Annotated in this window: 27 protein-coding genes, 5 tRNA genes and 1 pseudogene; 20 read left to right on the top strand and 13 right to left on the bottom strand. The window is 61.3% G+C overall.

Going from position 1 to position 25,895, the window contains the following annotated elements; all coding sequences use genetic code 11:
* Nucleotides 1-2: 2 nt before the first annotated feature.
* From IRZ77_RS05845 to mgtE, 5 genes are all read left to right on the top strand, one after another.
* Nucleotides 3-93, top strand: a tRNA-Ser gene (locus IRZ77_RS05845).
* Between the two features lie 106 nt (nt 94-199).
* Nucleotides 200-276, top strand: a tRNA-Arg gene (locus IRZ77_RS05850).
* A gap of 71 nt (nt 277-347) precedes the next feature.
* Nucleotides 348-424 (top strand) — tRNA-Arg (locus IRZ77_RS05855).
* A gap of 73 nt (nt 425-497) precedes the next feature.
* Nucleotides 498-574, top strand: a tRNA-Arg gene (locus IRZ77_RS05860).
* 530 nt (nt 575-1,104) lie between these two features.
* Complete coding sequence (gene mgtE, locus IRZ77_RS05865) at nt 1,105-2,547, top strand: magnesium transporter (RefSeq protein WP_046614621.1); 1,443 nt, start codon at nt 1,105-1,107, stop codon at nt 2,545-2,547.
* Nucleotides 2,548-2,755: 208 nt separating this feature from the next.
* Here mgtE and IRZ77_RS05870 read toward each other — a convergent pair whose 3' ends face one another.
* Nucleotides 2,756-3,082, bottom strand: coding sequence for an Arc family DNA-binding protein (locus IRZ77_RS05870; RefSeq protein ID WP_012273554.1), 327 nt, complete (start codon nt 3,080-3,082; stop codon nt 2,756-2,758).
* A 345-nt stretch (nt 3,083-3,427) separates the two neighbouring features.
* Here IRZ77_RS05870 and phnN point away from each other — a divergent pair, with 345 nt between their 5' ends.
* On the top strand, nt 3,428-4,021 hold the full coding sequence (phnN, locus tag IRZ77_RS05875; protein ID WP_046614620.1) for a phosphonate metabolism protein/1,5-bisphosphokinase (PRPP-forming) PhnN: 594 nt from the start codon (nt 3,428-3,430) through the stop codon (nt 4,019-4,021).
* 111 nt (nt 4,022-4,132) lie between these two features.
* Nucleotides 4,133-4,209 (top strand) — tRNA-Arg (locus IRZ77_RS05880).
* 74 nt (nt 4,210-4,283) lie between these two features.
* Here the strand turns inward: IRZ77_RS05880 and IRZ77_RS05885 are convergent.
* Both IRZ77_RS05885 and IRZ77_RS05890 read right to left on the bottom strand, forming a co-directional pair.
* Nucleotides 4,284-4,610, bottom strand: a complete 327-nt coding sequence (locus tag IRZ77_RS05885) for an AzlD domain-containing protein (RefSeq protein WP_196173087.1) — start codon at nt 4,608-4,610, stop codon at nt 4,284-4,286.
* The gene (locus IRZ77_RS05890) at nt 4,607-5,341 is read right to left on the bottom strand and encodes an AzlC family ABC transporter permease (RefSeq protein WP_196173089.1); all 735 of its coding nucleotides are present in this window, start codon (nt 5,339-5,341) and stop codon (nt 4,607-4,609) included. The genes IRZ77_RS05885 and IRZ77_RS05890 overlap by 4 nt, the downstream gene beginning before the upstream one ends.
* 121 nt (nt 5,342-5,462) lie before the next feature.
* Between IRZ77_RS05890 and IRZ77_RS05895 the strand changes: the two genes are divergently transcribed.
* On the top strand, nt 5,463-6,341 hold the full coding sequence (locus IRZ77_RS05895) for a LysR family transcriptional regulator (RefSeq protein WP_085601605.1): 879 nt from the start codon (nt 5,463-5,465) through the stop codon (nt 6,339-6,341).
* A gap of 90 nt (nt 6,342-6,431) precedes the next feature.
* Nucleotides 6,432-7,135: pseudogene (locus tag IRZ77_RS05900) on the top strand (diguanylate cyclase).
* A gap of 129 nt (nt 7,136-7,264) precedes the next feature.
* Here IRZ77_RS05900 and lpdA read toward each other — a convergent pair.
* Genes lpdA through IRZ77_RS05920 form a run of 4 tightly spaced genes read right to left on the bottom strand, consistent with a single transcriptional unit; the run spans nt 7,265 to nt 12,226 of the window.
* Nucleotides 7,265-8,644, bottom strand: a complete 1,380-nt coding sequence (gene lpdA / locus IRZ77_RS05905) for a dihydrolipoyl dehydrogenase (RefSeq protein ID WP_196173091.1) — start codon at nt 8,642-8,644, stop codon at nt 7,265-7,267.
* 2 nt (nt 8,645-8,646) lie between these two features.
* Nucleotides 8,647-9,933 (bottom strand): dihydrolipoamide acetyltransferase family protein, encoded by a 1,287-nt coding sequence (locus IRZ77_RS05910; protein ID WP_046614615.1) that lies wholly within the window; start codon nt 9,931-9,933, stop codon nt 8,647-8,649.
* Nucleotides 9,934-10,992, bottom strand: a complete 1,059-nt coding sequence (locus IRZ77_RS05915; RefSeq protein WP_108481249.1) for an alpha-ketoacid dehydrogenase subunit beta — start codon at nt 10,990-10,992, stop codon at nt 9,934-9,936.
* 1 nt (nt 10,993) lies between these two features.
* On the bottom strand, nt 10,994-12,226 hold the full coding sequence (locus tag IRZ77_RS05920) for a 3-methyl-2-oxobutanoate dehydrogenase (2-methylpropanoyl-transferring) subunit alpha (protein WP_013973636.1): 1,233 nt from the start codon (nt 12,224-12,226) through the stop codon (nt 10,994-10,996).
* Between the two features lie 198 nt (nt 12,227-12,424).
* On the opposite strand from IRZ77_RS05920, the gene bkdR reads away from it, so the two are divergent.
* Entirely contained in the window at nt 12,425-12,910 is a 486-nt protein-coding gene (bkdR, locus tag IRZ77_RS05925) for a Bkd operon transcriptional regulator BkdR (RefSeq protein WP_012273540.1), read from the top strand.
* Between the two features lie 96 nt (nt 12,911-13,006).
* Here bkdR and IRZ77_RS05930 read toward each other — a convergent pair whose 3' ends face one another.
* On the bottom strand, nt 13,007-13,588 hold the full coding sequence (locus tag IRZ77_RS05930; protein ID WP_108481248.1) for a hypothetical protein: 582 nt from the start codon (nt 13,586-13,588) through the stop codon (nt 13,007-13,009).
* A 248-nt stretch (nt 13,589-13,836) separates the two neighbouring features.
* On the opposite strand from IRZ77_RS05930, the gene IRZ77_RS05935 reads away from it, so the two are divergent.
* Nucleotides 13,837-15,177, top strand: a complete 1,341-nt coding sequence (locus tag IRZ77_RS05935; RefSeq protein WP_108481246.1) for an MFS transporter — start codon at nt 13,837-13,839, stop codon at nt 15,175-15,177.
* A gap of 96 nt (nt 15,178-15,273) precedes the next feature.
* On the opposite strand, the gene IRZ77_RS05940 is transcribed toward IRZ77_RS05935, so the two are convergent.
* From IRZ77_RS05940 to flgA, 5 genes are all read right to left on the bottom strand, one after another.
* The gene (locus IRZ77_RS05940) at nt 15,274-15,843 is read right to left on the bottom strand and encodes a hypothetical protein (RefSeq protein WP_108481245.1); all 570 of its coding nucleotides are present in this window, start codon (nt 15,841-15,843) and stop codon (nt 15,274-15,276) included.
* 170 nt (nt 15,844-16,013) lie between these two features.
* Entirely contained in the window at nt 16,014-16,757 is a 744-nt protein-coding gene (locus tag IRZ77_RS05945; RefSeq protein WP_046614612.1) for a flagellar brake protein, read from the bottom strand.
* Between the two features lie 80 nt (nt 16,758-16,837).
* Nucleotides 16,838-17,305: a flagella synthesis protein FlgN gene (locus IRZ77_RS05950; RefSeq protein WP_085601607.1), complete on the bottom strand. Its 468-nt coding sequence runs from the start codon at nt 17,303-17,305 to the stop codon at nt 16,838-16,840.
* A gap of 49 nt (nt 17,306-17,354) precedes the next feature.
* The gene (gene flgM, locus IRZ77_RS05955) at nt 17,355-17,669 is read right to left on the bottom strand and encodes a flagellar biosynthesis anti-sigma factor FlgM (RefSeq protein WP_015271247.1); all 315 of its coding nucleotides are present in this window, start codon (nt 17,667-17,669) and stop codon (nt 17,355-17,357) included.
* Between the two features lie 164 nt (nt 17,670-17,833).
* Nucleotides 17,834-18,586: a flagellar basal body P-ring formation chaperone FlgA gene (flgA, locus tag IRZ77_RS05960; protein ID WP_046614610.1), complete on the bottom strand. Its 753-nt coding sequence runs from the start codon at nt 18,584-18,586 to the stop codon at nt 17,834-17,836.
* Nucleotides 18,587-18,663: 77 nt separating this feature from the next.
* Here flgA and IRZ77_RS05965 point away from each other — a divergent pair, with 77 nt between their 5' ends.
* The 9 genes from IRZ77_RS05965 to flgG all read left to right on the top strand — a co-directional run bounded on the left by IRZ77_RS05965 (nt 18,664) and on the right by flgG (nt 25,866).
* On the top strand, nt 18,664-19,593 hold the full coding sequence (locus IRZ77_RS05965) for a chemotaxis protein CheV (protein ID WP_013973629.1): 930 nt from the start codon (nt 18,664-18,666) through the stop codon (nt 19,591-19,593).
* Between the two features lie 51 nt (nt 19,594-19,644).
* On the top strand, nt 19,645-20,472 hold the full coding sequence (cheR, locus tag IRZ77_RS05970) for a protein-glutamate O-methyltransferase CheR (protein WP_015271244.1): 828 nt from the start codon (nt 19,645-19,647) through the stop codon (nt 20,470-20,472).
* A gap of 368 nt (nt 20,473-20,840) precedes the next feature.
* Nucleotides 20,841-21,251, top strand: coding sequence for a flagellar basal body rod protein FlgB (gene flgB / locus IRZ77_RS05975; protein WP_015271243.1), 411 nt, complete (start codon nt 20,841-20,843; stop codon nt 21,249-21,251).
* 2 nt (nt 21,252-21,253) lie between these two features.
* Nucleotides 21,254-21,697 carry a flagellar basal body rod protein FlgC gene (gene flgC, locus IRZ77_RS05980; RefSeq protein WP_003257260.1) on the top strand — a complete coding sequence of 148 codons (444 nt, stop codon included), beginning with the start codon at nt 21,254-21,256 and terminating at the stop codon, nt 21,695-21,697.
* A 15-nt stretch (nt 21,698-21,712) separates the two neighbouring features.
* Nucleotides 21,713-22,417, top strand: coding sequence for a flagellar hook assembly protein FlgD (gene flgD, locus IRZ77_RS05985; RefSeq protein ID WP_085601608.1), 705 nt, complete (start codon nt 21,713-21,715; stop codon nt 22,415-22,417).
* Between the two features lie 31 nt (nt 22,418-22,448).
* Complete coding sequence (flgE, locus tag IRZ77_RS05990; RefSeq protein ID WP_046614607.1) at nt 22,449-23,804, top strand: flagellar hook protein FlgE; 1,356 nt, start codon at nt 22,449-22,451, stop codon at nt 23,802-23,804.
* Between the two features lie 72 nt (nt 23,805-23,876).
* Nucleotides 23,877-24,062, top strand: a complete 186-nt coding sequence (locus IRZ77_RS05995; RefSeq protein ID WP_108480459.1) for a hypothetical protein — start codon at nt 23,877-23,879, stop codon at nt 24,060-24,062.
* A 230-nt stretch (nt 24,063-24,292) separates the two neighbouring features.
* On the top strand, nt 24,293-25,033 hold the full coding sequence (locus tag IRZ77_RS06000; RefSeq protein ID WP_015271240.1) for a flagellar basal body rod protein FlgF: 741 nt from the start codon (nt 24,293-24,295) through the stop codon (nt 25,031-25,033).
* Nucleotides 25,034-25,080: 47 nt separating this feature from the next.
* Nucleotides 25,081-25,866 (top strand): flagellar basal-body rod protein FlgG, encoded by a 786-nt coding sequence (flgG, locus tag IRZ77_RS06005; RefSeq protein WP_015271239.1) that lies wholly within the window; start codon nt 25,081-25,083, stop codon nt 25,864-25,866.
* Nucleotides 25,867-25,895: the final 29 nt, after the last annotated feature.

Below are 25,895 nucleotides of genomic sequence, written 5' to 3' on the forward strand. Positions count from 1 at the left end.
GCGGTGAGGTGGCCGAGTGGCCGAAGGCGCTCCCCTGCTAAGGGAGTATACCTCATAAGGGTATCGGGGGTTCGAATCCCCCCTTCACCGCCATTATTCGCTTAGGGCGCTGTAAACGGTAAGAACGCTAAGTAGTTGATTTTAAACGAAAAAGTTCTTGCAAAAATGTTTCAGCGACCTATAATGCGCGGCAAGACACGGACTCATAGCTCAGCTGGATAGAGTACTCGGCTACGAACCGAGCGGTCGGAGGTTCGAATCCTCCTGAGTCCGCCACTTTTGAAGTGGCTTTGTTTGCAAGGCTACTTCAATCAACCAGTGGTAATCTGGTCTAAAAATACCATCGCGGACTCATAGCTCAGCTGGATAGAGTACTCGGCTACGAACCGAGCGGTCGCAGGTTCGAATCCTGCTGAGTCCGCCACTTTTTGAAGTGGCTCTGCTTGCAAAGGCACTTCAGTCAACCAGTGGTAACCTGGTCTAAAAAGTACCACCACGGACTCATAGCTCAGCTGGATAGAGTACTCGGCTACGAACCGAGCGGTCGGAGGTTCGAATCCTCCTGAGTCCGCCACACAAAATCAAGAAGCCCGCTCAATAGAGCGGGCTTTTTGTTTTTCTGCGCCAATGAATTGTTGCTGATGTCCATCTACGCTCTTCTGTAATGATTGTGGTGTAGCTCGGGGCCGCCATGCGGCCCATCGCCGGCGAGCCAGCTCCCACAGGACTCGCGCTGCTCTCTGGACTGTGTCGTCCCTGTGGGGGCTGGCTTGCCGGCGAAAGGGCTGCAAAGCAGCCCCGAATTCGATCAGGTATCGCATACACATCCAGGCACACAACAAATGTGCTTTAACCGCCAGACCCACCGTCGCACTGATAGCTTCGAGCGTTGTCCCAGCTTTATCACGCAAACGATTGTTCTGGCCAAAATTTTAAGCGATCTGACAGCTTTAGCAGTGTATGATTGCGCCCGTCAGCCCCGCCGGGGCTTGTGGAAAACCACCATGGACTTACCCAGTAGTTACTCGCTAACAAGATTCATACAGAAAGATCTGACCGATTGATTCTCCCGGCGTGCTCCGCTGCTGGGAGTGGAGTTCGCCTATGACTGAAGTAGAAGTAAAAAAAGCGCAGGAAAGCCTGCAGGACCGCCTGGCCCAGGTGGTCGAACTGCTGCAACGCCAGCGCGTGGTCGAAGACCTGACCCACCGTCAGGAAGGCGCCCACAACGACCTGGTGGAAAACCTGGTCCACCGCCAGAACCTCGTCGAGCTGCAGCGCAAGCTCGATGACCTGCACCCCGCCGACATCGCCTACATCCTTGAAGCCTTGCCACTGGAAGACCGCCTGACGGTCTGGCAGCTGGTGCGCTCGGATCGCGATGGCGACATCCTGCTGGAAGTGTCCGACGCCGTGCGGCAATCGCTGATCGCCGACATGGACGATCACGAACTGCTCGCCGCCGCCAAGGAAATGGACGCCGACGAACTGGCCGACCTGGCTCCTGAGCTGCCGCGAGACGTTGTTCACGAGCTGATGGAAACCCTCGATGCGCAGCAACGCGAGCGCGTGCGTTCGGCGCTGAGCTACGACGAGGAGCAGGTTGGTGCGTTGATGGACTTCGAGATGGTCACCATCCGCGAAGACGTCAGCCTCGAAGTGGTGTTGCGCTACCTGCGCCGTTTGAAAGAACTGCCGAACCACACCGACAAACTGTTCGTGGTGGACTATGACGGTATTCTGAAGGGCGTATTGCCGATCAAGCGCTTGCTGGTCAACGACCCGGAGAAGAAGGTGGCGGAGGTCATGGCGACCGACCCGGTTTCCTTCCACCCCGACGAAGATGCCTATGACGCGGCGCAGGCCTTCGAGCGTTATGACCTGGTATCTGCGCCGGTCGTGGACAAGAACGAACGCCTGATCGGCCGCTTGACCATCGACGAAATGGTCGACCTGATTCGTGAAGAAAGTGAAAGCGAAGTGCTGAACATGGCCGGTTTGCGCGAGGAAGAAGACATCTTCGCCTCGGTCTGGCGTTCGCTGCGCAACCGCTGGGCCTGGTTGGCCATCAACCTGATTACCGCTTTCGTTGCGTCGCGTGTGATTGGCCTGTTCGAAGGTTCGATCGAGAAGCTGGTCGCCCTGGCTGCGCTGATGCCGATCGTGGCGGGTATTGGTGGCAACTCCGGTAACCAGACCATCACCATGATCGTGCGCGCCATGGCGCTGGACCAGGTGTCGCCGGGCAATACCAGCCGCCTGATGCGCAAGGAGCTGGCGGTATCGCTGCTCAACGGCCTGATCTGGGGCGGGGTGATCGGTGCGGTGGCGTTCTGGTTGTATGGCAGCTGGTCGTTGGGCTTGGTGATGACTGCGGCGATGACCTTGAACCTGCTGTTGGCGGCCTTGATGGGGGTGTTGATCCCGATGACCCTGACACGCCTGGGGCGCGACCCGGCGATGGGGTCGAGCGTGATGATTACTGCCGTTACCGACAGCGGTGGCTTCTTCATCTTCCTCGGGCTGGCCACACTGTTCCTGCTGTAACCGATTAGGTCTCTGTGGGAGCGGCCTTGTGTCGCGAAAGGGCTGCGAAGCAGCCCCGGAAATTTGTGCGGCACTGCAGACATCGTGGGGCCGCTCTGCGGCCCTTTCGCGACACAAGGCCGCTCCCACGGAAATAGTGATCCCACAGCCGTGGTGAGCCCACAAAAAAGCCAGCTTTCGCTGGCTTTTTTGTGTTCGGCTGCAAACCTCAGGAGGCGTCGGTAGCCATTTCCACATCGTGAGCGATGAGGGCGACCAGCGCGTTCTGCTGGCGGTGCGACAGTTGACGGAAGCGTTGCAGCAACTCGCGTTCATGCAGGGACAGTTCGGGGCTGTCCAGGCGCATGCTCAACTCGTCACCCAGCGCACCTTCCTGGATAAGGCTCTGTTCCAGGCGCGCGATGATTTCGGAGTTCATGCTGCGGTGATGGTTGCGCGCTACCTCGGCAATGCGCTCACGCATCCCGTCTGGCAGGCGGACGACGAACTTGTCAGCGGTGCGGCTCGAATAAATAGCCTGTTTCATTGGGCGCATATAAATTGACCGGATTTTGGTTCAGGGGAAGCGGTTCTCAAATTGGCCGCACGGGGTGGTAGTACGACCGTAGCGACGATGAAATGTTCAACCGTCTGTGAAAAATGGATGCTCATCTTGCCTCATGGTCGCCGTTTCCTTGGCGTCAATTCTGTGACAAATAGTGAGCCGAATAAAGGCTTTGTGCCAGTACCAATTATCAGAAATGAGTACTGGTTTGAAAAGTTTTACATGCTCAGGCTTACTCGATCGTCAGACTTTTGCCGTCAAAAACTGGTAAAACGCAGCAAAAGGCCGGTAAACACCCTAGAATGTGCCGATTTCCCTCCATAGAGCATAGTGGCTATGCAACATGACGCAAGCGACCGCCAATCAGGGACGGGCCGGTTGATATATCTGGTAGGACCGTCGGGTTCCGGGAAAGATTCCCTGATCGACGCTTCTCGTGAGCGGTTGGCAGCCGCGGGGGTGGAAATCGCCCGTCGCGTCATTACCCGGTCGGCCGAAGCAAAGGGCGAAGCCGCCCATGGAGTTACGTCCGAACAGTTCGAAGCACTGCGCGAGCAAGGGGCGTTTGCCATGCATTGGCGGGCCAATGGTCTGGATTACGGTATCCCACTACAGGTGGACCGGTGGCTGGCGGAGGGCAGGGCGGTGCTGGTGAATGGTTCGCGGGCATATCTGGCCGAGGCACGCCGGCGCTACCCGAACCTGTTGGCAGTGCTGGTCGAGGTCAGGCACGAGGTATTGCGCGAGCGCCTGGTGGCCCGCGGCCGGGAAAGCGCAGAGGAAGTCGAGCAGCGCCTGGCACGAAATGCACGCTTGCAGGCGCTGGCCGATCCGTCGCTGCATGTGCTGGACAACTCCACCACCCTGGAAACCGCGGTCGAGGGACTGTTCGTGCTGCTGCGTGATGAAGGCGTGCTGCCACAGGTGTAGCATTGGCAGAAAAGGATTACGCGAAAAAGCCCGCTTGAGGCATGACAAACGCCAGCGTGCTGGTTAACATGCTGGCCGTCCTGCTGTGCAGCGTCCGCTGTCGGCACTTGCGTCTCAGTAGCTCAATTGGATAGAGCATCCCCCTCCTAAGGGGAAGGTTGCAGGTTCAATTCCTGCCTGGGACGCCATTTCCTTTCGTTCCCTTACCGCGTCCACCCAGTGTTGATGACGCGAAATCGGGAAGCCTTGAACCTGCGTATTTCTACATCCCCAGATGCTTCAAGGCCCACAGCACTCCCATGCCCACAATCAGCGTCAGCATTGTGCTGCGCGTGCGCCACGCCACCAGCGCGGCCAGTATCGCTGCCGGTATCTGCGGGTTCATCCAGTCGATTCCCGCCTGCCGATCGGGCAACACCACTGCCGGCAGTACCAAGGCGGCCAGCACGCTGGCCGGCACATACGCCAGGGCGCGGCGAAACAGTGGGGGGATGCGCAATACCGTATGCAACTCGATGAACGACAAGCGGATGGCGAAGGTGCCCAGGCCGATCAGAATGAAGGTTATCCATTGGGTCGGTTCGCTCATGATGCTTCCTGTTCGGTATCGGCTGCTGCCGCAGATTGCTGCTTTTGCCAGTTCTCGATGGCCAGCCCGGCGATGATGCCGCCCAGCGCGCCAGTCAGCAGGCCTAGGTTGTAGGGCAGGTTGGTGGCCAGCACGGCGAGCACGCCGCCGGTCAACGCTGCGCCAAGCGTGGCCGCATTGCGAATGCCAGGTATCAACAGCGCCAGGAATGACAATGGAATTGCAAAGCCCAGCGACCAGTCCTCAGGGATGCTCGCGCCCAGGTACATGCCCGCCAGCACCGAGAGGTTCCAGCCGAAGAACATGGTGATTGCCGTACCGGCATAGTAGGGGTAGGCAGACTGCCCGAGCCCGCCCGAGCCCATCTTCAGCGTGCACAGGGCGAAGGACTGGTCTGACAGCATGTACGCCATCGGCCACTTGTGGCGACGCGGCAGCTGGCCCAGGTGTGGCGCCAGGCTGGCGCTGTACATCAGGAAGCGCAAATTGATCACCAGCGCGGTGACTACCATGGTCACCGGCAGGGCAGCGCTTTGCATCAGCTGCATCACTACCATTTGCGCGGACCCGGAGTAGAACAGCAAGGTCATGCCGATGGCATCGGTTGGCGACAGGCCTATGCCGATCGCCGTCACCCCGGTGATCAGGCCGAAGGGCACGATGCCGGAGGTCAATGGCAGGGCGCTGTGGGCACCTTGCCTGAACGCTTGGGTCCCGCTTGGATACGGCATTTGAAATCCTTGAAAGTGTGCAGACGGTGCAAGGGCGGCACGTCCACGTTAATGCGCGCGACAGTTGGCCTCAACGTCAGATTTCTGGAATAGTAGGCCTAAAAAAAATAGGCCTGAAAGCGTGTACCTCGATACTCCTACCCGGCACTCGCTGCAGCTCAATGCCCTGCGTGCCTTCGAAGCTTCAGCCCGCCTGGGCGGTTTTGCCCGTGCCGCACTCGAACTGAAGGTGACCCCGGGGGCCATCGCCGCCCTGGTCAAGACCCTGGAAAGCGAATACGGCGCGGCCTTGTTCGAGCGCCACGCAAAAGGCGTGCGCCTGACGCCCTTGGGCGAAAGCGTGAAAGGCCAGTTCACCGAGGCGTTCGACGCCGTGGAGGCCGCTGCGCGCACGCTGCGCCGTCTGGCCGCACCACAGCGGGTGCATATCGTCACATCGCCTGCCCTGGCGCAGTTGTGGATCGGGCCACGCCTGCCGGAACTGACCCGACTGCTGGCACCCATCGAGATCTCGGTGACGGCGGTGGATGAACCGCCCAACCTGAAGCGCAGCCCGTTCGACCTGTGCCTGTTCTACACCGAAAAACCCGAGCGCTGGCAACGCAGGATAGCCACGGAAGAAATCCTGCCCGTGTGTGTGCCGGCCTTGGCCGCCAGCATCGCCAAGCCCGAGGACCTTGCCGACGCCCGTTGCATTGCCGACGTGGGCTGGAACGACTGGGCAGTGTGGACGGGAGCGGTGATGCCCGGGCACAAGTTCGTTGCCCGCGGGCCGGGTTTTTCCCTGTACTCGATCGCCTTGCAGCAAGCGCTGCTGGCCGCCGGGGTGCTGATAGGGCGCAGAAGCCTGGTGCAGCGCTACCTCGACAGCGGCGAACTGGTCGCCCCCATCGACCTCGCGGTGCCACTGGGTGTGACCATCGCCGCATGGCGGCTGCCAGGTGCCAAGGGCAACCAGGTGGTTGCTGCAGTGGAGGAGGCGCTGTTGCATCTGGCTTGAGCGTCCTCAATCCATGCCCGTCCTCAGCACCGCCAAAACAGGGCGTCGGGGCTATTCTGTTCGGGTGCGCCAGGAGCCAGGGGGAGCGTCCTGAGTCAGGAAACCCGGCCGGTACCCACCGGCTTCAGTGAACACCAGTTGCATACGTTGTTCGATCTGATCAGCGATGGCATCTGGGACTGGAATGCCCTAACAAGCGCCTGGTGGCGCAACTGGAGCAAAGGAACCAGTCGCTGGAAAGCCAGGTGGCCGAACGCACCCGCGAGCTGTCCTGGGTGAACCAGCAACTGCAGCGGCAGCTGGACGAAAACCGCGAGCTGGCCGAGCGCGATGCATTGACCCGCATTGCCAACCGCTATCGGCTGGAAAAGGCGCTGCAACAGGAGTGCGAGCGTGCCCAGCGCTTTCGCCAGCCGTTGTCGCTCATTGCCATGGACCTGGACGACTTCAAACCGATCAATGACCGCTTTGGCCATGCCCGTGGCGATGCGGCGCTGGTGCGGGTGGTCGACGTCCTGCGTACCTGTCTGCGGCAGCAGGACCTGCTGGCGCGCTGGGGTGGAGACGAGTTCGTCATCGTATTGCCGCAGGCCTCGCTGGGCGAGGCGCTGGAGGTGGCAGCACGCTTGCGTCAGGCGATGGTGCAGGTGGAGCCGGTGGGCGATTGCCGGCTGACCATGAGCTACGGCGTGGTGCAATGGAAGGAAGGAGAGGACCAGCATGCACTGCTGGCGCGTGCCGACACGGCGCTGTACCGGGCCAAGGGAAACGGCAAGAACGCGATAGCCCGATAGATCGCGATCATTGTGGGAGCGGCCGCGGTGGTTTCAGGTTTTGTGTTGGACCGCCGTAAGGCCTGAACGAAAAAAGACCCGCAACGCCTTGGGGCGCTGCGGGCCAAATCGGCCTCGGCCGCTTCAGTGTCAGATATGCAGGGCGTGCCCCAGGGCGCGCAGTGCCGCTTCCTGTACCGCCTCACCCAGTGTCGGGTGGGCATGGATGGTACCGGCCACATCCTCCAGGCACGCGCCCATCTCCAGCGACTGGGCAAACGCCGTCGACAACTCGGAAACCGCTACGCCAACCGCCTGCCAACCCAGGATCAGGTGGTTGTCACGGCGCGCCACCACGCGCACGAAACCGCTTTTCGATTCCAGGCTCATGGCTCGCCCGTTGGCGGCGAACGGGAACTGCGCGACGATGCAGTCCAGCCCTTGCTGGCTGGCCTGCTCCGGGGTCTTGCCGACCACCACCACTTCCGGGTCGGTGAAACACACTGCGGCAATCGCACTGGGTTCGAAACGGCGTGCTTTGCCGGCGATGATCTCGGCGACCATCTCGCCCTGGGCCATGGCCCGGTGCGCCAGCATCGGTTCGCCGGCCACATCGCCGATGGCCCAGACGTTGCGCATGCTGGTCTGGCAGCGCTCGTCGATGGCGACGGCAGCGCCGTTCATCTTAAGGTCCAGGCACTCCAGGTTGAAACCTTGTGTGCGGGGCCTACGGCCCACGGCCACCAGCACTTGGTCGGCTTCCAGGCGCAGTTGGCCACCCTGGCCATCACGGGCCAGCAGGCAGCCACCTTCGTAACCTTCGACGCTATGGCCCAGGTACAGGGTGATGCCCAGCTTCTTCAGCGATTCGGCCACGGGGGTGGTCAGCTCGCTGTCGTAGGTCGGCAGGATGCGCTCGCGCGCTTCCACCACGCTGACCCGAGCGCCCAGCTTGCGGTAGGCGATGCCCAGCTCCAGGCCGATGTAGCCGCCGCCCACCACTACCAGGTGCTGCGGCAGGGTTTTCGGCGCCAGGGCTTCGGTCGAGGAAATGATCGGCCCGCCCAGTGGCAGCATCGGCAGTTCGACACTGCTGGAGCCAGTGGCCAGCAACAGGTGCTCGCACTGGATACGCTGACCATCGACCTCGACCTGCTTGCCGTCGAGCACTTTCGCCCAGCCATGGATCACCTTGACCCCGTGCTTTTTCAGCAGGGCTGCGACGCCGGTGGTCAGGCGGTCGACGATGCCGTCCTTCCAGGCCACGCTCTGGCCGATGTCCAGGCGCGGCGAGGCGACGCTGATGCCCAGCTCCGACGGGCCGGCAAAGCGCGAAGTCTGGTGGAACTGCTCGGCCACGTGGATCAGCGCCTTGGACGGGATGCAGCCGATGTTCAGGCAGGTACCGCCCAGTGCCTGGCCTTCCACCAGCACGGTGGGGATGCCCAGTTGCCCGGCGCGGATGGCAGCCACGTAGCCGCCAGGGCCGCCGCCGATGATCAACAGGGTAGTCTGGATAGTCTGTTGCATGCTCACTCCACGAACAGGCAGGCGGGTTGTTCGAGCAGGCCGCGCACGGCCTGGATGAACAGCGCGGCGTCCATGCCATCGACCACGCGGTGGTCGAACGAGCTGGACAGGTTCATCATCTTGCGCACGACGATCTGGCCATCGATCACCACAGGTCGCTCGACCATGCGGTTGACGCCGACGATCGCCACTTCCGGGGTGTTGACCACCGGCGTGCTGACGATGCCGCCCAGGGCGCCCAGGCTGGTCAGGGTGATGGTCGAACCGGACAGCTCGTCGCGGCTGGCCTTGTTGTTGCGGGCAGCGTTGGCCAGTCGCGAGATCTCGCCTGCGTTGCTCCACAGGCTGCCAGCTTCGGCATGGCGCAGCACCGGTACCATCAGGCCGTTGTCGCCCTGGGTGGCGATACCCACATGTACCGCGCCATGGCGGGTGATGACCTGGGCTTCGTCGTCATAGGTGGCGTTGATCTGCGGGAAATCGCGCAGTGCCACGACAAGGGCACGCACCAGGAACGGCAGCAGGGTCAGCTTGCCGCGGCTGTCGCCATGCTTGCTGTTGAGTTGCTGGCGCAGGGCTTCCAGGGCGGTGACGTCGATTTCTTCCACATAGCTGAAGTGCGCGACCCGGCGCTTGGCGTCCTGCATGCGCTGAGCGATCTTGCGGCGCAGGCCGATCACCGGCACCTGCTCGCTGTCGGTGCGCTTGGCATAGCCGCTCGGGGCTTGTCCGCCGGCGCTGTGCGGCTTGCTCATGAAGGCGTCGAGGTCTTCGTGCAGGATGCGCCCGGCCGGGCCGCTGCCATGCACGTAACGCAGTTCGATACCTGCATCCAGAGCACGCTTGCGCACCGCCGGCGAGGCCAGCGGCTTGTCGCCTGGCTGGCGTGGCACGATCGGGGCTGCCTCGTGGTTGACGGGCGTCTGGTACGCGGCCGGTCTTGCTTCCTTCTGCGGCTCTGGCTTGGCGGCTACCGGGGCATCGGGGGCCTCGACCTGTTCGCGCTTGGGCACATCCTTGGTGGGCACATCCACATGGTTGCCGCTGCCTTCCACTTCGATGCGGATCAGCTCGCTGCCGACCGCCATCACTTCACCTGGTTGCCCACCCAGTGCCAGCACCTTGCCGCTGACCGGCGAAGGGATTTCCACGGTGGCCTTGTCGGTCATGACGTCGGCGACTACCTGGTCTTCGGCGATCATGTCACCGACCTTGACGAACCACTCGACCAACTCGACCTGCGCGATGCCTTCGCCAATGTCCGGCATCTTGATGACGTGCGTGCCCATTCAGACCTCCATGACCTTTTTCAATGCCGCACCTACCCGCGAAGGCCCTGGGAAATAAGCCCATTCCTGTGCGTGTGGGTAGGGGGTGTCCCAGCCGGTGACGCGCTCGATCGGCGCCTCCAGGTGGTGGAAGCAGTGTTCCTGCACGAGCGACACCAGTTCGGCGCCGAAACCGCAGGTGCGGGTAGCCTCGTGTACCACCACGCAGCGGCCAGTCTTTTTCACAGACTCGACGATGGTGTCCAGGTCCAGCGGCCACAGGCTGCGCAGGTCGATCACCTCGGCGTCGACGCCGGTTTCTTCGGCGGCCACCTGGGCCACGTACACCGTGGTGCCGTAGGTCAGCACGGTCACGTCATTGCCGGGGCGGGTAATGGCCGCCTTGTCCAGCGGCACGCTGTAGTAGCCATCGGGCACGGCGCTTTGCGGGTGCTTCGACCACGGCGTGACAGGGCGGTCGTGGTGGCCGTCGAACGGGCCGTTGTACAGGCGCTTGGGTTCCAGGAAGATCACCGGGTCATCGCATTCGATCGAGGCGATCAGCAGGCCCTTGGCGTCATAGGGGTTGGACGGCATGACAGTCCGCAGGCCGCACACCTGGGTGAACATCGCTTCCGGGCTCTGGCTGTGTGTCTGGCCGCCATAGATCCCGCCACCGCAGGGCATGCGCAGGGTCAGCGGGGCGATGAATTCGCCGGCCGAACGGTAACGCAGGCGCGCCATCTCGGAAACGATCTGGTCGGAGGCCGGGTAGAAATAGTCGGCGAACTGGATTTCCACCACCGGGCGCAGGCCGTAGGCACCCATGCCCACGGCGGTGCCGACGATACCGCTCTCGGAGATCGGCGCGTCGAACACACGGGACTTGCCGTACTTGGTCTGCAGGCCTTCGGTGCAGCGGAACACGCCGCCGAAGTAGCCGACGTCCTGGCCGTAGATCACCACATTGTCGTCGCGCTCGAGCATGACATCCATGGCCGAGCGCAGGGCCTGGATCATGGTCATGGTAGTGGTGGCCATGGCGGTTTCCGGGTTGATGCTGTTGTTGTGGTCGTTCATCTCAAACCCCCAGTTCCTGGCGTTGACGGCGCAGGTGGTCGGGCATTTCCTTGTACACGTCCTCGAACATCGAGGCGGCACTCGGGATGTGACCATTGGCCAGGGTGCCGTACTGCTCGGCTTCTTTCTGCGCGGCGATCACCGCGGCTTCCAGCTCGGCAGTGGTGGCCTGGTGCTCTTCCTCGGACCAGTGGCCGATCTTGATCAGGTGCTGCTTCAGGCGGGCGATCGGGTCGCCGAGCGGGAAGTGGCTCCAGTCATCGGCCGGGCGGTACTTGGACGGGTCGTCCGAAGTGGAATGCGGGCCGGCACGGTAGGTGACCCATTCGATCAGGCTCGGGCCCAGGCCGCGACGGGCGCGTTCTGCGGCCCAGCGCGAAGCGGCGTACACGGCGACGAAGTCGTTGCCGTCAACCCGTAGCGAGGCAATGCCGCAACCCACGCCACGGCCGGCGAAGGTGGTCGACTCGCCACCGGCGATGGCCTGGAAGGTGGAGATCGCCCACTGGTTGTTGACCACGTTGAGGATCACCGGGGCACGGTACACGTGGGCGAAGGTGAGGGCGGTGTGGAAGTCCGACTCGGCGGTTGCGCCGTCGCCGATCCACGCCGAGGCGATCTTGGTATCGCCCTTGATCGCCGAAGCCATGGCCCAGCCGACCGCCTGCACGAACTGGGTCGCCAGGTTGCCGCTGATGGTGAAGAAGCCGGCCTCGCGTACCGAATACATGATCGGCAGCTGGCGGCCCTTGAGCGGGTCGCGCTCGTTGGACAGCAGCTGGCAGATCATCTCGACCAGCGACACGTCGCGGGCCATCAGGATGCTTTGCTGGCGGTAGGTGGGGAAGCACATGTCGGTGCGGTTCAGGGCCAGGGCCTGGCCGCTGCCGATGGCCTCTTCACCCAGGCTCTGCATGTAGAAGGACATCTTCTTCTGGCGCTGGGCGACCACCATGCGGCTGTCGAAAATCCGCGTCTTGAGCATGGCGCGCATGCCCTGGCGGAGAACTTGCGGGTCGATGTCTTCGGCCCACGGGCCTTGCGCGTCGCCTTGCTCGTCGAGCACGCGGATCAGGCTGTAGGACAGGTCCGCAGTGTCGGCAGCGTCGACATCGACTGGCGGTTTACGGGCTTGACCTGCATCGTTCAGGCGCAGGTAGGAGAAATCGGTCTGGCAGCCTGGCCGGCCGGTAGGCTCGGGCACATGCAAACGCAGGGGGGCGTACTCGTTCATGCTTTTTACGCTCGCTCGGGTATTTGTTTTTGTGAGCTCTGAAGCGGCCGCCGCTGAGTACCGGCTTGTGACTGGTAGGTCAGCGTCCCCTACATCTTAGTGGGCCAGCAGGAGAATTTTTCTCTCAAGTTGATTGCCTTTGCCGAGCAGGGCAGATAAACATTCCGCATAAACACAAAAAACCGGTGATTTTGTCTCATGCGCAAACTCGATCGTACCGATATCGGCATTCTCAACAGCCTGCAGGAAAATGCCCGCATCACCAACGCCGAGCTGGCCCGCTCGGTGAACCTGTCCCCCACACCCTGCTTCAACCGAGTGCGGGCAATGGAGGAACTGGGGGTGATCCGCCAGCAGGTGACCTTGCTGTCGCCCGAAGCGCTGGGGCTGGATGTGAACGTGTTCATTCATGTGAGCCTGGAGAAGCAGGTGGAGCAGTCGCTGCACCGCTTCGAGGAAGAGATTGCCGAGCGGCCCGAGGTGATGGAGTGCTACCTGATGACCGGTGATCCGGACTACCTGTTGCGGGTGCTGCTGCCCAGCATCCAGGCGCTGGAACGGTTTCTCGATTACCTGACGCGGCTGCCAGGGGTGGCCAACATTCGGTCGAGCTTTGCCTTGAAGCAGGTGCGCTACAAGACGGCTTTGCCGTTGCCGGCCAATGGCATGACCTTGCGGGAATAGGTGTAGCCTGGCTGATGATTGGCGGTAGCAATGCCTCTTTGGTTCTGAGAGGCAGGGCACCTTCTGGCAGGGCCTTCGCAGGTGTGATGCTGGGTGTCAGGCTAGCCGGATGTTCTTCAGGTAGAACGTGAGTATTTGTCCCGGCGTTGCGCTTGCATTCAAAAAACTGTCAAAGGTAAGGGACAGGTCTGTGGATGCATCTTCAGGCCTTGTCGATGCAACACGATGGCCGTGTTTGTCACGCAGGTAGAACGGAATTTCTTCAGCGCTCCGCAGGTCGCCGTCCCAGTCATCGAATGAATCGATCTTCCAGTAGTCGCCAAGGCCTGCCAGTTGCGGCTTGAAGTTCGCCACGGCATCCGTGACTCTGCCTATGACGCCTGTTCCATACAAGCCGAGCCAGCCTCTCGGATTTTGCTCAAGCCTCGCGCCCGCGAATTTCCAGTGGTTGTTGCATGAGATGTAGTAGAGGTCTCGTCCCTTCTCCGATTTGATGTAGGTGAAATCAAACGCGATACGTACGATCTCGTCCCGCGCATGCTTATTTCGGTGATTATCGACGCACAACCAGCCATCCTCATCCAGCCATGTGAATGGGTGTTGCCCGATGGATGATTCTGCGACTACCACTCGGCCTGCATGGGTATGCAGTTCGGCGGTGAAATCAGCTTTGATCATGTAAACCTCCTGTCTCAATTGATCCCGGGATGGGTAGAGGCAAGCTAACCCTTCGGTTGTTGAACAATGAGATGGAAACGCTTGGAGCGCAGCTTGGGCCCATGAGGCAAGTGCATGATCACGACATGACCGACACTGGACGCGCCCTTGATACGCGATTTGTCAGGCAGGGGACTGCGCCGCAGCAATTTTGCTTTTATGCTTGGCTGCAACCCATCGCCACCTGACCCGGGAGCCGCAAGGGACCTATGCGAAATATATGGAAGCCGTTTCAGTCGTTGTATTTCGCCGCGCTGATGATGTTGATCGGCTCGGGCCTTCTCAGTACTTACCTGGCCCTGCGCCTGGCAGCTGATCATGTCGACAGCCTGTGGGTGGGTGCCTTGATGGCAGCCAACTACTTTGGCCTGGCGGTAGGCGGCAAGGTGGGCCACCGGCTGATTGGCCGGGTAGGCCACATTCGTGCCTATGCCACTTGCGCCGGCATCGTCGGCGCGGCTGTGCTCGGCCATGGCCTGACCAGCTGGTTGCCGGCCTGGGTCGGGCTGCGGATGATCGTCGGCCTGGGGATGATGTGTCAGTACATGGTCATCGAGAGCTGGCTGAACGAGCAGGCTGATGTGAAGCATCGCGGCGCGGTATTCAGCGGCTACATGATCGCCTCGTACCTGGGCCTGGTGCTCGGCCAGCTGATCCTGGTGGTGCACCCACAGCTTGGCCTGGAGTTGCTGATGCTGGTCGCCATGTGTTTCACCCTGTGCCTGGTACCGGTCGCGATGACCCGGCGCATTCACCCGGCGCCGTTGCGCCCGGCACCCATGGAGCCGAAGTTCTTCATCAAGCGCGTGCCGCAGTCGCTCAGCACGGTGCTGGGTTCGGGGCTGATCGTCGGCTCGTTCTATGGCCTGGCGCCTTTGTATGCCTCCAGCCAGGGCATGACTACTGAGCAGGTTGGTCTGTTCATGGGTAGCTGCATTTTTGCCGGCCTGTTGGTGCAGTGGCCGTTGGGCTGGTTGTCTGACCGCTACGATCGGGCCGTGCTGATCCGCAGCGTGGCGGTGGGGTTGGCGCTGGCCTCGGCGCCGCTGGCGATGTTGCCCAGCGTGCCGCTGGAGTTGCTGTTCGGCATAGGCTTCGTGATTTCGTTGCTGCAATTCTGCCTGTACCCGCTGGCTGTGGCGTTTTCCAACGACCATGTGGAAAGCGAACGGCGGGTGTCGCTGACCGCGATGCTGCTGGTGACCTACGGCGTGGGCGCGTGTATCGGGCCGCTGGCCGCAGGTGTGCTGATGAAGGTGCTGGGCCCGCAGATGCTGTATGCCTTCTTCGTGTTCTTTGCCCTGGTGCTGGTGTGGCGCATCCGGCCGAAGGCGGTTACCGGGCTGCATCAGGTGCAGGATGCACCTTTGGGCCACGTTGCCATGCCGGCTGCAGGTTCACCGTTGTCGGCGGCGCTGGACCCACGGGTGGATGAACAGACGGTACAGGAGGTGATGCAGGCGCCGGTGGCGGCGGAGGATACCGAGGCGGAAGAGAAGGCGGCTGACAAGGAGCCTGAGCCGGAAGGTGAGGTCAGCAAGCCGGTGTAGGTCTGTGCCGGCCTCTTAGCGGGTTTACCCGCGAAAGCGCCAGCATAGGAGAAACACAAAACCGCAGCGACTCACGCTGCGGTAAATCATCCGTTGTCAGGCGGCGCGGATGTCACGCAGCTTGAAACGTATCTTTCTGTCCTGAGCTCCTTTGTTCACGCTCACATAGTAGGCACGTGTATGGCTGGTGGTTGGTAATTTGCCGATGCCGGTCGGCGTGACGGACTCGTGTACGTAGGATTCTATCGACATCGCCTGGCCGTACCTGTCCAGTAGATGCAACTCCACGTTCTCCAACGTCTTCAAATCACCATCCCAGTCGGTCAGTGCCTGAATTTGCCAGCGCGGATCCACGCCACGGTGGTTGACGGCTGTAACATAATCTACAAGCCTGCCGACTACACCCAACCCGTACAGGCCCACCCACCCGTTAAGGCTTGTCTGGACCATTGCGCCGGTATAGGCCCAACCCTCTGCAGCGTGGATGTGATAGAACCTTTTCCCGTTACGTTCATCTTGCAAGGTGAACGTAAACCTCATGGGTGAATATTGTTTGTGTTTCCGGGGGCATAGCCAGCCGTCCTGACGTGGATTCAGGGTGGAGTCAACGACCCCGATGGTTCCTTGATCGTAAGCCAGTTCTGCGGTGAATTTGGTAGCTTTCATAAAACCTCATGCGCAAGAGGCACTCGATGGTGAGTGCGAGCCCGTACAATCAGTTCAGGGCTGTGCGCAAGGCAGTGGGAAGCTTGGCCATGGTGATAAAAGGCAGGAGGAAGAAGTGAAGTCCGGGGGAGGTAGGATGGACGTGCGAACGACGCCCATCCGCGACGGTATCAATAATCGTCCTTGTCGAACCGCCGCGCCTCACGCTGCAGCTGGTAAACAAAGCTCTCGACCTTGCGCTGCGCCTGCCCGTTGAGGTTGTGGAAGCGCACCCCGGCAAAGGTGGTGTTGATCCGCTCTTCATAGTGCAGGTGACGCAGCTCGACCATGGTGTCGACCAGGCCCAGCGGGTTACCCGCCTTGAATCGCTCGTACACCTGGCCCAGTTGCAGGCGATCTTCGACATTGCCTTCGAAGCGCAGCTTGCAGCCGGTGGCGGAGATGTCCAGCAGCTTGCCACGCAGGGCGCCGTTGCCCTTGAGGTGGGTACCATCAAGGATGATATCGACCAGCTGCGACAGCTTCAGCGCGGCACGGAAGGCGTTGCGGCGCTGGTGGTAGGTCATTTCCTGGGGCATGGCGCCGCGGTAGCAACGGTGGCCGTCGACTTCGCTGATCTTCAGCTCGTGGTTACAGTCCCAGGCGATACGCACGCCATCGTGGAAGCCTTCGACGCGAAAGTGTTCGCCGTTCTCGATGAACTTCTCACCGTCGCGCGGGATCATCTCGTCCAGCGCCAAGGTGTTGCTTTCACGGTCCACGTGCACCACGTAGCTCTGGAAGCGCTGGCTGCGGTCGTGGAAGGTGATGATCAGAGGGTCATGGCTTTCCTGCAGCTGCCGCAAGTTGGCCGCAATCTCCAAAGGGGTGTTCAGCACCTTTGGCGGCTGCGGGGCATCGGATTCATTGAACACGGCTTATCGTTCTCCAGGCAAAAGCGACACACGCAATTAACGGCATTTTGCCAGTATGTTCCGTGCCTTGATAGAAAAAATCACACTTGGCTGAGCGCCCGTGGCTTGGCCAGTGGCGAGGTGCTGCCGCGGCTGTCGTAGAGCGAAGGGGCTTCGCCGCCCATGAGGATCCGGATCTGGTTGTTGGTGACGTGTTGCTGCACCTGGATGATCCGGCCATTGGTCTCGTTGAGCTGCTGGCAGGCTTGCATCAGCTGGCTGATCACATCGAGTTGTTGCAGTAGCAGCTCACCGTTCGGCGATTGTGCCGCCACGGCTTCCACTCCGGCGCGATCAGGGCTCAGGCCAAGGCTGGCAAGCAGGTTGTTGCGCCGCAGGCCTTGCTGCTCCAGCAGCACGATCAAAGACTGCTTGCGGGCCAGGATGTTCTCCAGTGGCGCCATGTCGCGGCCATGCAGGGCGATCGCTTCTTTTTGCAGAAGCTCCAGCAGTTCCTGCATGGGGGCAATGTCATCTTCGATCAGTTGCAGCAAGGTGGTGTCGTGCATGGCTAACTCTTGGCTTTTCTAGCGTCCATGAAGTCAGCGCGCCGAACGGTCAGCGCTGGGCTTCGAAATCGAGCAGTTTGCTGGCGACCCGGCCGGCATCGACCTGGTAGCTGCCGTCGGCGATCGCCTGTTTCAACTGGGCCACACGGGCACTGTTGACCACCGGCTCGTCGCGCAGCTTGTCGCTGATCTTCTGCAACTGCTGGGCCTCTTGGCTGAGGTGTACCGCTTCTCCGCTGGCGCTGGTGGCGGTTGCCGCTTCCTGGCTGGCTGCCGGTTTTTCGGCGCTGCCGCTCGCGGTGTTGCCGCGCACGCCGCCCGTTACGGACGGAGAGTTATTCAAACGACTGAAGTCGATGACCATGATCAGAAACCTCTGGGTATTTGGACGCTTGCCTTGTTTTCGGCCAACCCGAAAGAAACTTTAGGCACAAATGCATAGCCGCCTGTCAGCAAGCTCGCGAACCCGTTTTCTGACACAGTTTAGGAAAAGCGGTTCCTCACCGCCAGCGCAAATCAATGGGCTGGCTACATACTTACCTCGACCTGGCCGGGGCCGGTCACCCTGGCTTTGATTACCCGTTTGGAATTGAGATTGCGCACCCGGATCTGTTCGCTCAGGCCGCCCTTGCTCAGGGCTTCTCCGGGCATGCGCACACTCAGGCTGCCACTGCGGGCGATGATCACCACGTGGTCGCCCTTGCGCACCACCTCGGCCTGTTCCAGGTGTTGCGGGGTGAGTACCTGGTCGATCACCGTGGGGCGCAGCATCTTCATGCCCACCGCCTGTTCCAGTTCGGTCAAAAAGCCTTGGCCCAGGGTGCCGACATCGCGCTCGCGCAGGGCCACGTCGCCTTCGCCCACCACATTGTCGCGCTTGAGCGGCCGGGTCACCACCACCACATCGCGGAACAGCCGCACGGTGGCCGGCACGAATACGGTCCATGGCGCAGTGCCTTCGCAGCGTACCTTTACCGTGACGCGGCCCAGCGGCTGGGCCGGGCTTTCCAGTGAGGCGTCCAGCTGCTGGCTGCACAGCGGCATGCGCAGGCGCGGGTCCAGTGGGTTGACCTGGATCTCGTAACGGCCGGCGGTCTGGGTGGTTGCCAGATAATCTTCGACGCTGAATTCAAGAAACCCTTGAGTGACACCGATAAGCTGTTCAGGCAAGGTAAACGCGTCCGCTACCGTGCGAGCGCCGGGCACCATCAGGCACAGCATGGCCAGCGAGCCAGTCAGCAGGCGTGTCAATCGTCGGAAAAATGTCGTTTTCGTGTACATGGCGCTCAAAAAAGCAAAGCCCGTGCCGACTCGCTACCTGAGTTGCAACGAAAGGCTGAAACATAAAGGAGTCTGGCATGGCAGGTGTTATGGATTCGGTCAACCAGCGCACGCAGCTGGTGGGGCAGAATCGCCTGGAATTGCTGCTGTTCCGCCTCAATGGCGAGCAGCTTTACGGCATCAACGTATTCAAGGTCAGGGAGGTGCTGCAATGCCCTGCGCTGACCCTGCTGCCCAAGGCGCACCCGGTGGTGCGCGGTGTTGCCAATATTCGCGGGGCGACCATCCCGATCCTCGACCTGTCGATGGCCACCGGGTTGCGGCCGCTGCAGGAAGACACGCGCAACAGTTTCGTGATCATCACCGAGTACAACACCAAGACCCAGGGCTTCCTGGTGCACTCGGTGGAGCGCATCGTCAACATGAACTGGGAAGAAATCCATCCGCCACCCAAGGGCACCGGCCGTGACCACTACCTGACGGCGGTCACCCGGGTGGACAACCGCATGGTCGAGATCATCGATGTGGAGAAGGTGCTGGCCGAAGTGGCGCCGTCGTCCGAATCGGTGTCGGCCGGGGTGATCGATGCCGAGGTGCAGGACAAGGCCGTGCTGTTGCGGGTGCTCACCGTCGACGATTCGTCGGTGGCGCGCAAGCAGGTCAGCCGCTGCCTGCAGACCGTGGGGGTCGAGGTGGTAGCGCTCAACGACGGCCGTCAGGCCCTGAACTACCTGCGCCAGCTGGTGGATGAGGGCAAGAAGCCGGAAGAAGAGTTCCTGATGATGATCTCGGACATTGAAATGCCGGAAATGGACGGTTATACGCTGACGGCGGAGATCCGCAGCGATCCGCGCATGCAAAAATTGCACATCTGCCTGCATACTTCGCTTTCCGGGGTGTTCAACCAGGCGATGGTCAAGAAGGTCGGTGCCGATGACTTCCTGGCCAAGTTCAAGCCGGACGACCTGGCCCAGCGGGTAGTCGACCGGATCAAGGCAGCGCATTGAAGCAGCCGGGGGCAGGCCCCCGGCACCAGTGATTTAAAAGAGGCGGCAGTAGTGTCTACGGGTAATTTGGATTTCGAACAGTTCCGGGTCTTCCTGGAGAAAGCCTGTGGCATCCTGCTGGGCGAGAATAAGCAGTACCTGGTCTCCAGCCGTCTCAACAAGCTGATGGAGCAACAGGGCATCAAGAGTCTGGGCGAGCTGGTTCAGCGGATCCAGGCCCAGCCGCGCGGCGGCTTGCGTGAGCAGGTGGTCGATGCCATGACCACCAACGAGACCCTGTGGTTTCGCGATACCTATCCGTTCGAGGTACTGAAGAACAAGGTCATACCCGAGTTCATCCGCAACAACCCTGGCCAGCGCCTGCGCATGTGGTCGGCGGCCTGTTCGTCGGGGCAGGAGCCGTATTCCATCTCGATGGCCATCGACGAATTCGAGCGCAGCAACCTCGGCCAGTTGAAGATGGGCGCGCAGATCGTTGCCACCGACCTGTCCGGCACGATGTTGACCAACTGCAAGACCGGCGAGTACGACAGCCTGGCGATTGCCCGTGGCTTGTCCCAGGAGCGCCTGCAGCGCTACTTCGACACCAAGGGGCCGGGGCGCTGGGCAGTCAAGCCAGCGATTCGCAGCCGCGTCGAGTTCCGCTCGTTCAACCTGCTCGACAGCTATGCCAGCCTGGGCAAGTTCGATGTGGTGTTCTGCCGTAACGTGCTGATCTACTTCTCGGCGCAGGTGAAGAAGGACATCCTGTTGCGTATCCACAGTACCTTGAAGCCGGGCGGGTATCTGTTCCTCGGGGCTTCCGAGGCGCTGAACGGGCTGCCGGACCATTACCAGATGGTGCAGTGCAGCCCGGGAATCATCTACCAGGCGAAGTAAGCACAAAGGCCGGCAGCGAAAGTTGCCGGCCTTTTTGTTTGCCTGTGCCGGCCTCTTCGCGGGCATGCCCGCTCCCACAGGTACCGCGCCGACCTTGAAAGCTGTGCAGAACCTTGTGGGAGCGGGTTTACCCGCGAAGAGGCCGGCACAGGAGAAATGCTGACGTCAATTTTTTGTTTTGCCGCTTTTGCCGCCCGGCAATTGCCGCTTTCGCCGCCCAAGGCGGAAGGCCTTTGCCGCTTTTCTGGCATCACTCTGACAGCATCTCGCCCTGCAAGCCTGTATTTCCGGGGTTTCTGTTGGTTGGCACAGCACTTGCTATACCTTGCCCAACGATATTCCGGTCAACCTCCGAAGGTTTCCCCGACATGAGCATCAGTTTCGACAAGGCGCTTGGTATTCACGAAAAGGCCCTGGGCTTCCGCGCTCAGCGTGCCGAAGTGCTGGCCAACAACATCGCCAACGCCGACACGCCCAACTACAAGGCGCGCGACATGGACTTCGCCTCGGTGCTCGCTGCCGAAAGCGACAAGCAGCAAAGCGGCGGCCGTTTCAGCCTGGATCGTACCAACAGCCGCCATATCGAGGCCGAGGGCCTGGCCATGGCTGACGATACCCTCAAGTACCGCACGCCAACGCAGCCGTCGATCGACCAGAACACCGTGGACGCGCAGATCGAGCAATCGAACTACACCGAAAACGCCGTCGGCTTCCAGGCCAGCTTCACCTTGCTCAACAGTAAATTCAAAGGGCTGGTTTCGGCCCTGCGGGGAGAATGACCATGTCCCTTTCCAGTGTCTTCAATATTGCCGGTAGCGGCATGAGTGCGCAGAACACGCGCCTGAACACCGTTGCGTCCAACATCGCCAACGCCGAGACCGTTTCCTCGAGCATCGATCAGACCTACCGCGCCCGCCACCCGGTGTTCGCCACCACCTTCCAGGACGCGCAGGCCGGCGGCAGCCAGTCGCTGTTCGAAGACCAAGGCGAGGCAGGGCAGGGCGTGCAGGTAAAAGGCATCGTCGAGGACCAGAGCAACCTGGAGGCCCGTTACGAGCCCAACCACCCGGCGGCGAACAAGGATGGCTACGTCTACTACCCGAACGTCAACGTGGTTGAGGAGATGGCTGACATGATCTCCGCCAGCCGCGCGTTCCAGACCAATGCCGAGCTGATGAACACGGCCAAGGCCATGATGCAGAAGGTCCTGACCCTCGGTCAGTGATAAGGAAACCAGACCATGGCAATCGATACCAACGGTGTGAACCTCAACGACGTGCTAGCGGCGTCGGGTGTAGGTACCAGCACGAAGAAGACCACGGACACCGCATCCAAGACCGGCAACGACTCGCTCGGCAAGGACGCGTTCCTGCAATTGCTGGTCACCCAGATGCAGCACCAGAACCCGCTGGACCCACAGGACAACGGTGAATTCGTTGCCCAGTTGGCGCAGTTCAGCAGCCTGGAAGGCATTACCTCGCTGAACGAATCGGTCAACTCCATCACCAGCGCCATGGCCTCGTCCCAGGCCCTGCAGGCATCGTCGCTGGTCGGGCGTTCGGTGGTGGTGCAGAACGACAAGGCCGTGGTCGACACAGCAGAAAGCTTCAATGCGCAGTTCGTCGTACCACAAGCCATCGGTGAAGCGAAGATCACCATCAAGGACAAGGACGGCAATACCGTCAAGACCATCGAGCTGGGTGAACAGAAAGCCGGTTACGCCGACTTCATCTGGGACGGTACCAACAACAGTGGCGAAAAAGTCGACCCTGGTACCTACACCTTCACTGCCACCACCACGGTGGATGGCAAGTCGGTGCAGATGAACACGCTGTTGCCAGCCAAGGTGACCAGCGTCAGTTTCAGCGCCGCCGGCGAAATGGTGCTCAACCTCGCCGGTGTCGGCAAAGTGTCCCTCTCCGACGTGCAAACCATCGGTATCTAAGGCCCGCTAGAGCGGCAAAAGGAGCGAATTCATGTCTTTCAATATCGGCCTTAGCGGTCTGTACGCAGCAAACAAACAACTGGATGTCACTGGCAACAACATCGCCAACGTCAACACCAACGGCTTCAAGTCGTCGCGTGCCGAGTTCGCCGATGTCTATGCAGGTTCCAACCGCCTGGGCGTGGGCAAGAACCAGGTAGGTAACGGCGTGCGCCTGGCAGCTGTTTCCCAGCAGTTCACCCAGGGTGACGTCAATACCACCGGCAACGTGCTGGACATGGGGATTCAGGGGCAGGGCTTCTTCGTGCTGTCTGATAACGGCTCGCGCGTGTACACCCGTGCCGGTGCTTTCCAGGCCAGCAAGGACAACTTCGTGGTTACCTCGGATGGCCTGCGCCTGCAGGGCTATGCCGCCGACTCGACTGGCAAGATCCAGAAGGGTGTGCTGACCGATCTGCAGATCGATACGTCGTCGCTGCAGCCAAAGGCAACGTCCCTGATCGACCAGGGCATCAACCTGAACTCTTCGGCCGCCGACATTCCGTTGGAAGTGGATGATGGTACTGGCGCGATGGTGCCGAACCTGCCGTTCGATCCTTCCGATCAGACGACTTACACCAAGTCTTTCCCGACCAAGGTGTACGACAGCCAGGGTAACGAGCACACCATGGAGCAGTTCTATCGCAAGACTGGCACCAATGAGTGGACCATGTACACCCTGGTCGATGGGCGCAACCCGTTTTCGCCATCCTCCACCGCGCCGCTGACTGGCACCATCAGCTTCAACAGCGATGGTTCGGTCAAGAGCATGACTGCGGACAATACCGGCCACCCGGCGGGCTCGTCGTTCACCGTGACCAACAACACCTTCACCATGACTGGCTGGGTGCCGGCGGTTGAAGATTCTGCGGGTAACTGGATCTCCAACGGCGCGGTGGGCAATGCCGATGGCATGCGCCTGGCGATGAACAGCACCACCTCCTACAACACCGAGACCGCGCGCATGTCGCAGTCCCAGGACGGCTACGCGACCGGTATCCTGTCGAGCCTGAGCATCGACTCGACGGGTGTGCTGTTCGCCAGCTTCAGCAACCAGCAATCCCGCGCCATTGGCCAGGTGGCCCTGGCCAGCTTCGCCAACGAGCAGGGCCTGCAGCAGATTGGTGGTACCCGCTGGACCGAAACCTACACGTCCGGTATCCCGGGCATCGATGCGCCGAAGACAGGTACCCTGGGCAGCGTCGAGTCCAACGCGCTGGAAGGCTCGAACGTGAACCTGACGCAGGAGCTGGTAGAGCTGATCAAGGCGCAGAGCAACTACCAGGCGAACGCCAAGACTATCTCCACTGAAAGCACCATCATGCAGACCGTCATCCAGATGGCCTGATGGTCGCTGGCTGAGTGCATGTGGGCGAACCCCTTTGTCATGAAGGGGTTCGTCGTCTTTGCCGGAGGGGTCATGAAAAGGCTGGTTGTCACATTGTTCGCTGCTTTTTGCCTGTACCAGGCCCAGGCCGGTACGGCGCCCTGGTGGCGCTGGGAAAGCCAGGTGGATGGGCGCCTGGTCTGCTCGCAATGGCCGCCGGGGGAGGGCTGGAAGAAATTCGCCGGGCCTTACAGCAATGGTGGTTGCCGCGAGCCTTGAATAAACCTGTACCGGCCTCTTCGCGGGGTGACCCGCGGAGGGGCCGGGTCAGGTTTGGCGCCCTCGGCCACCAAGCGCCGGATAACCGGCGTCCAACACACCGACTGCCCCCTCGAAAGCCCGTATCCACGGGCTTTTTCATGATTTCGCAAAGTTGGTTCGGAACTTGCTTTCTAGCTCGCATAGCAACGGCGAGCGGCAAACGACCGCCAGTGCAATGGAGGATGACTGTGGACAAGATGCTTTACGTGGCCATGACCGGTGCCAGCCAGAATGCGCTGGCGCAGAAGGCGCACGCCAACAACCTGGCGAACATTTCCACCAACGGTTTCCAGCGAGACCTGGAGCAGGCTCGCTCGATGCCGGTGTTCGGCGACAGCTTTCCGTCGCGCGCCTTTGCCATGACCGAGCGCCCGGCCACCGACTTCAGCGAAGGTCCGATGGTGGAAACCGGCCGCGATCTGGATGTGACGGTGACCGGCAAGGGCTTCATCGCCGTGCAGGCGCCCGATGGCAGTGAAGCCTACGTACGCACCGGCAGCCTGAACATCGATGCCCTCGGTGTGCTGCGTGCCGGCAACGGCATGCCGGTAATCGGCAACGGCGGCCCGATTGCGATTCCGCCAGAGCAGAAGGTCGAAGTCGGCGCCGATGGCACCATCAGCATCCGCTCCATGGGGGAAGACCCGCGAGTGATGGCCGAAGTCGACCGGATCAAGCTGGTCAACCCCGATACCAAAGGCCTGACCAAGGGCCTGGATGGCCTGATCCATACCCGCGACGGCCAACCGGCCGACGCCGACGTCAACGTACGGGTGGTGTCGGGCTTCCTGGAAGGCAGCAATGTCAACGCCGTGGAAGAAATGACTTCGGTACTGGCGCTGTCCCGTCAATTCGAACTGCACGTCAAGATGATGAACGCGGCCAAGGAAGGCGACGAAGCCATGGCGCGTGTTTTGCAAATCGGCTAATCACTTTTGAACGGGTGCCGTAAAACAGGCGCACGAGGAGAACTTACATGCTTCCGGCTCTTTGGGTCGCTAAAACCGGCCTGTCCGCCCAGGACACCAACCTGACGGTCATCTCCAACAACCTGGCCAACGTCTCGACCACCGGCTTCAAACGGGATCGCGCCGAGTTCCAGGACCTGCTGTACCAGATCAAACGCCAGCCAGGCGCGCAGTCCACCCAGGACAGCGAGCTGCCTTCCGGCCTGCAGGTCGGTACTGGTGTGCGCATTGTCGGCACCCAGAAGAACTTCCAGACCGGTAGCCTGCAGACCACGGAAAACCCGCTGGACATGGCGGTCAACGGTCGTGGCTTCTTCCAGGTATTGCAGCCGGACGGCACCGTTTCGTACACCCGTGACGGTACCTTCCACCTGAACTCCGACGGCCAGATCGTCACCGCCAACGGCTTCGCGCTGGAGCCTGCCATCGTCGTGCCGAACGACGCGCAGACCTTCACCGTCGGCCAGGACGGCACCGTGTCGATCACCACCGCCGGCAACCCGGCTGCGCAGGTGATCGGGAACATCCAGACCGCCGACTTCATCAACCCGGCCGGCCTGCAGGCGATTGGCGACAACCTGTTCCTCGAGACCGCCGCCAGTGGCGCGCCGCAAGTCGGCACCCCGGGCCTGAACGGTTTCGGCACCACCCTGCAGCAGACCCTGGAAAACTCCAACGTCAGCACCGTGGAAGAGCTGGTGAACATGATCACCACCCAGCGTGCCTACGAGATGAACTCCAAGGTCATTTCCACCGCTGACCAGATGCTGTCGTTCGTTACTCAACAGCTCTGAAGCAGGCAGCTCTAACCCCGTCACTCCGT

The organism is Pseudomonas pudica (assembly GCF_015680405.1).
Lineage (GTDB): Bacteria > Pseudomonadota > Gammaproteobacteria > Pseudomonadales > Pseudomonadaceae > Aquipseudomonas > Aquipseudomonas pudica.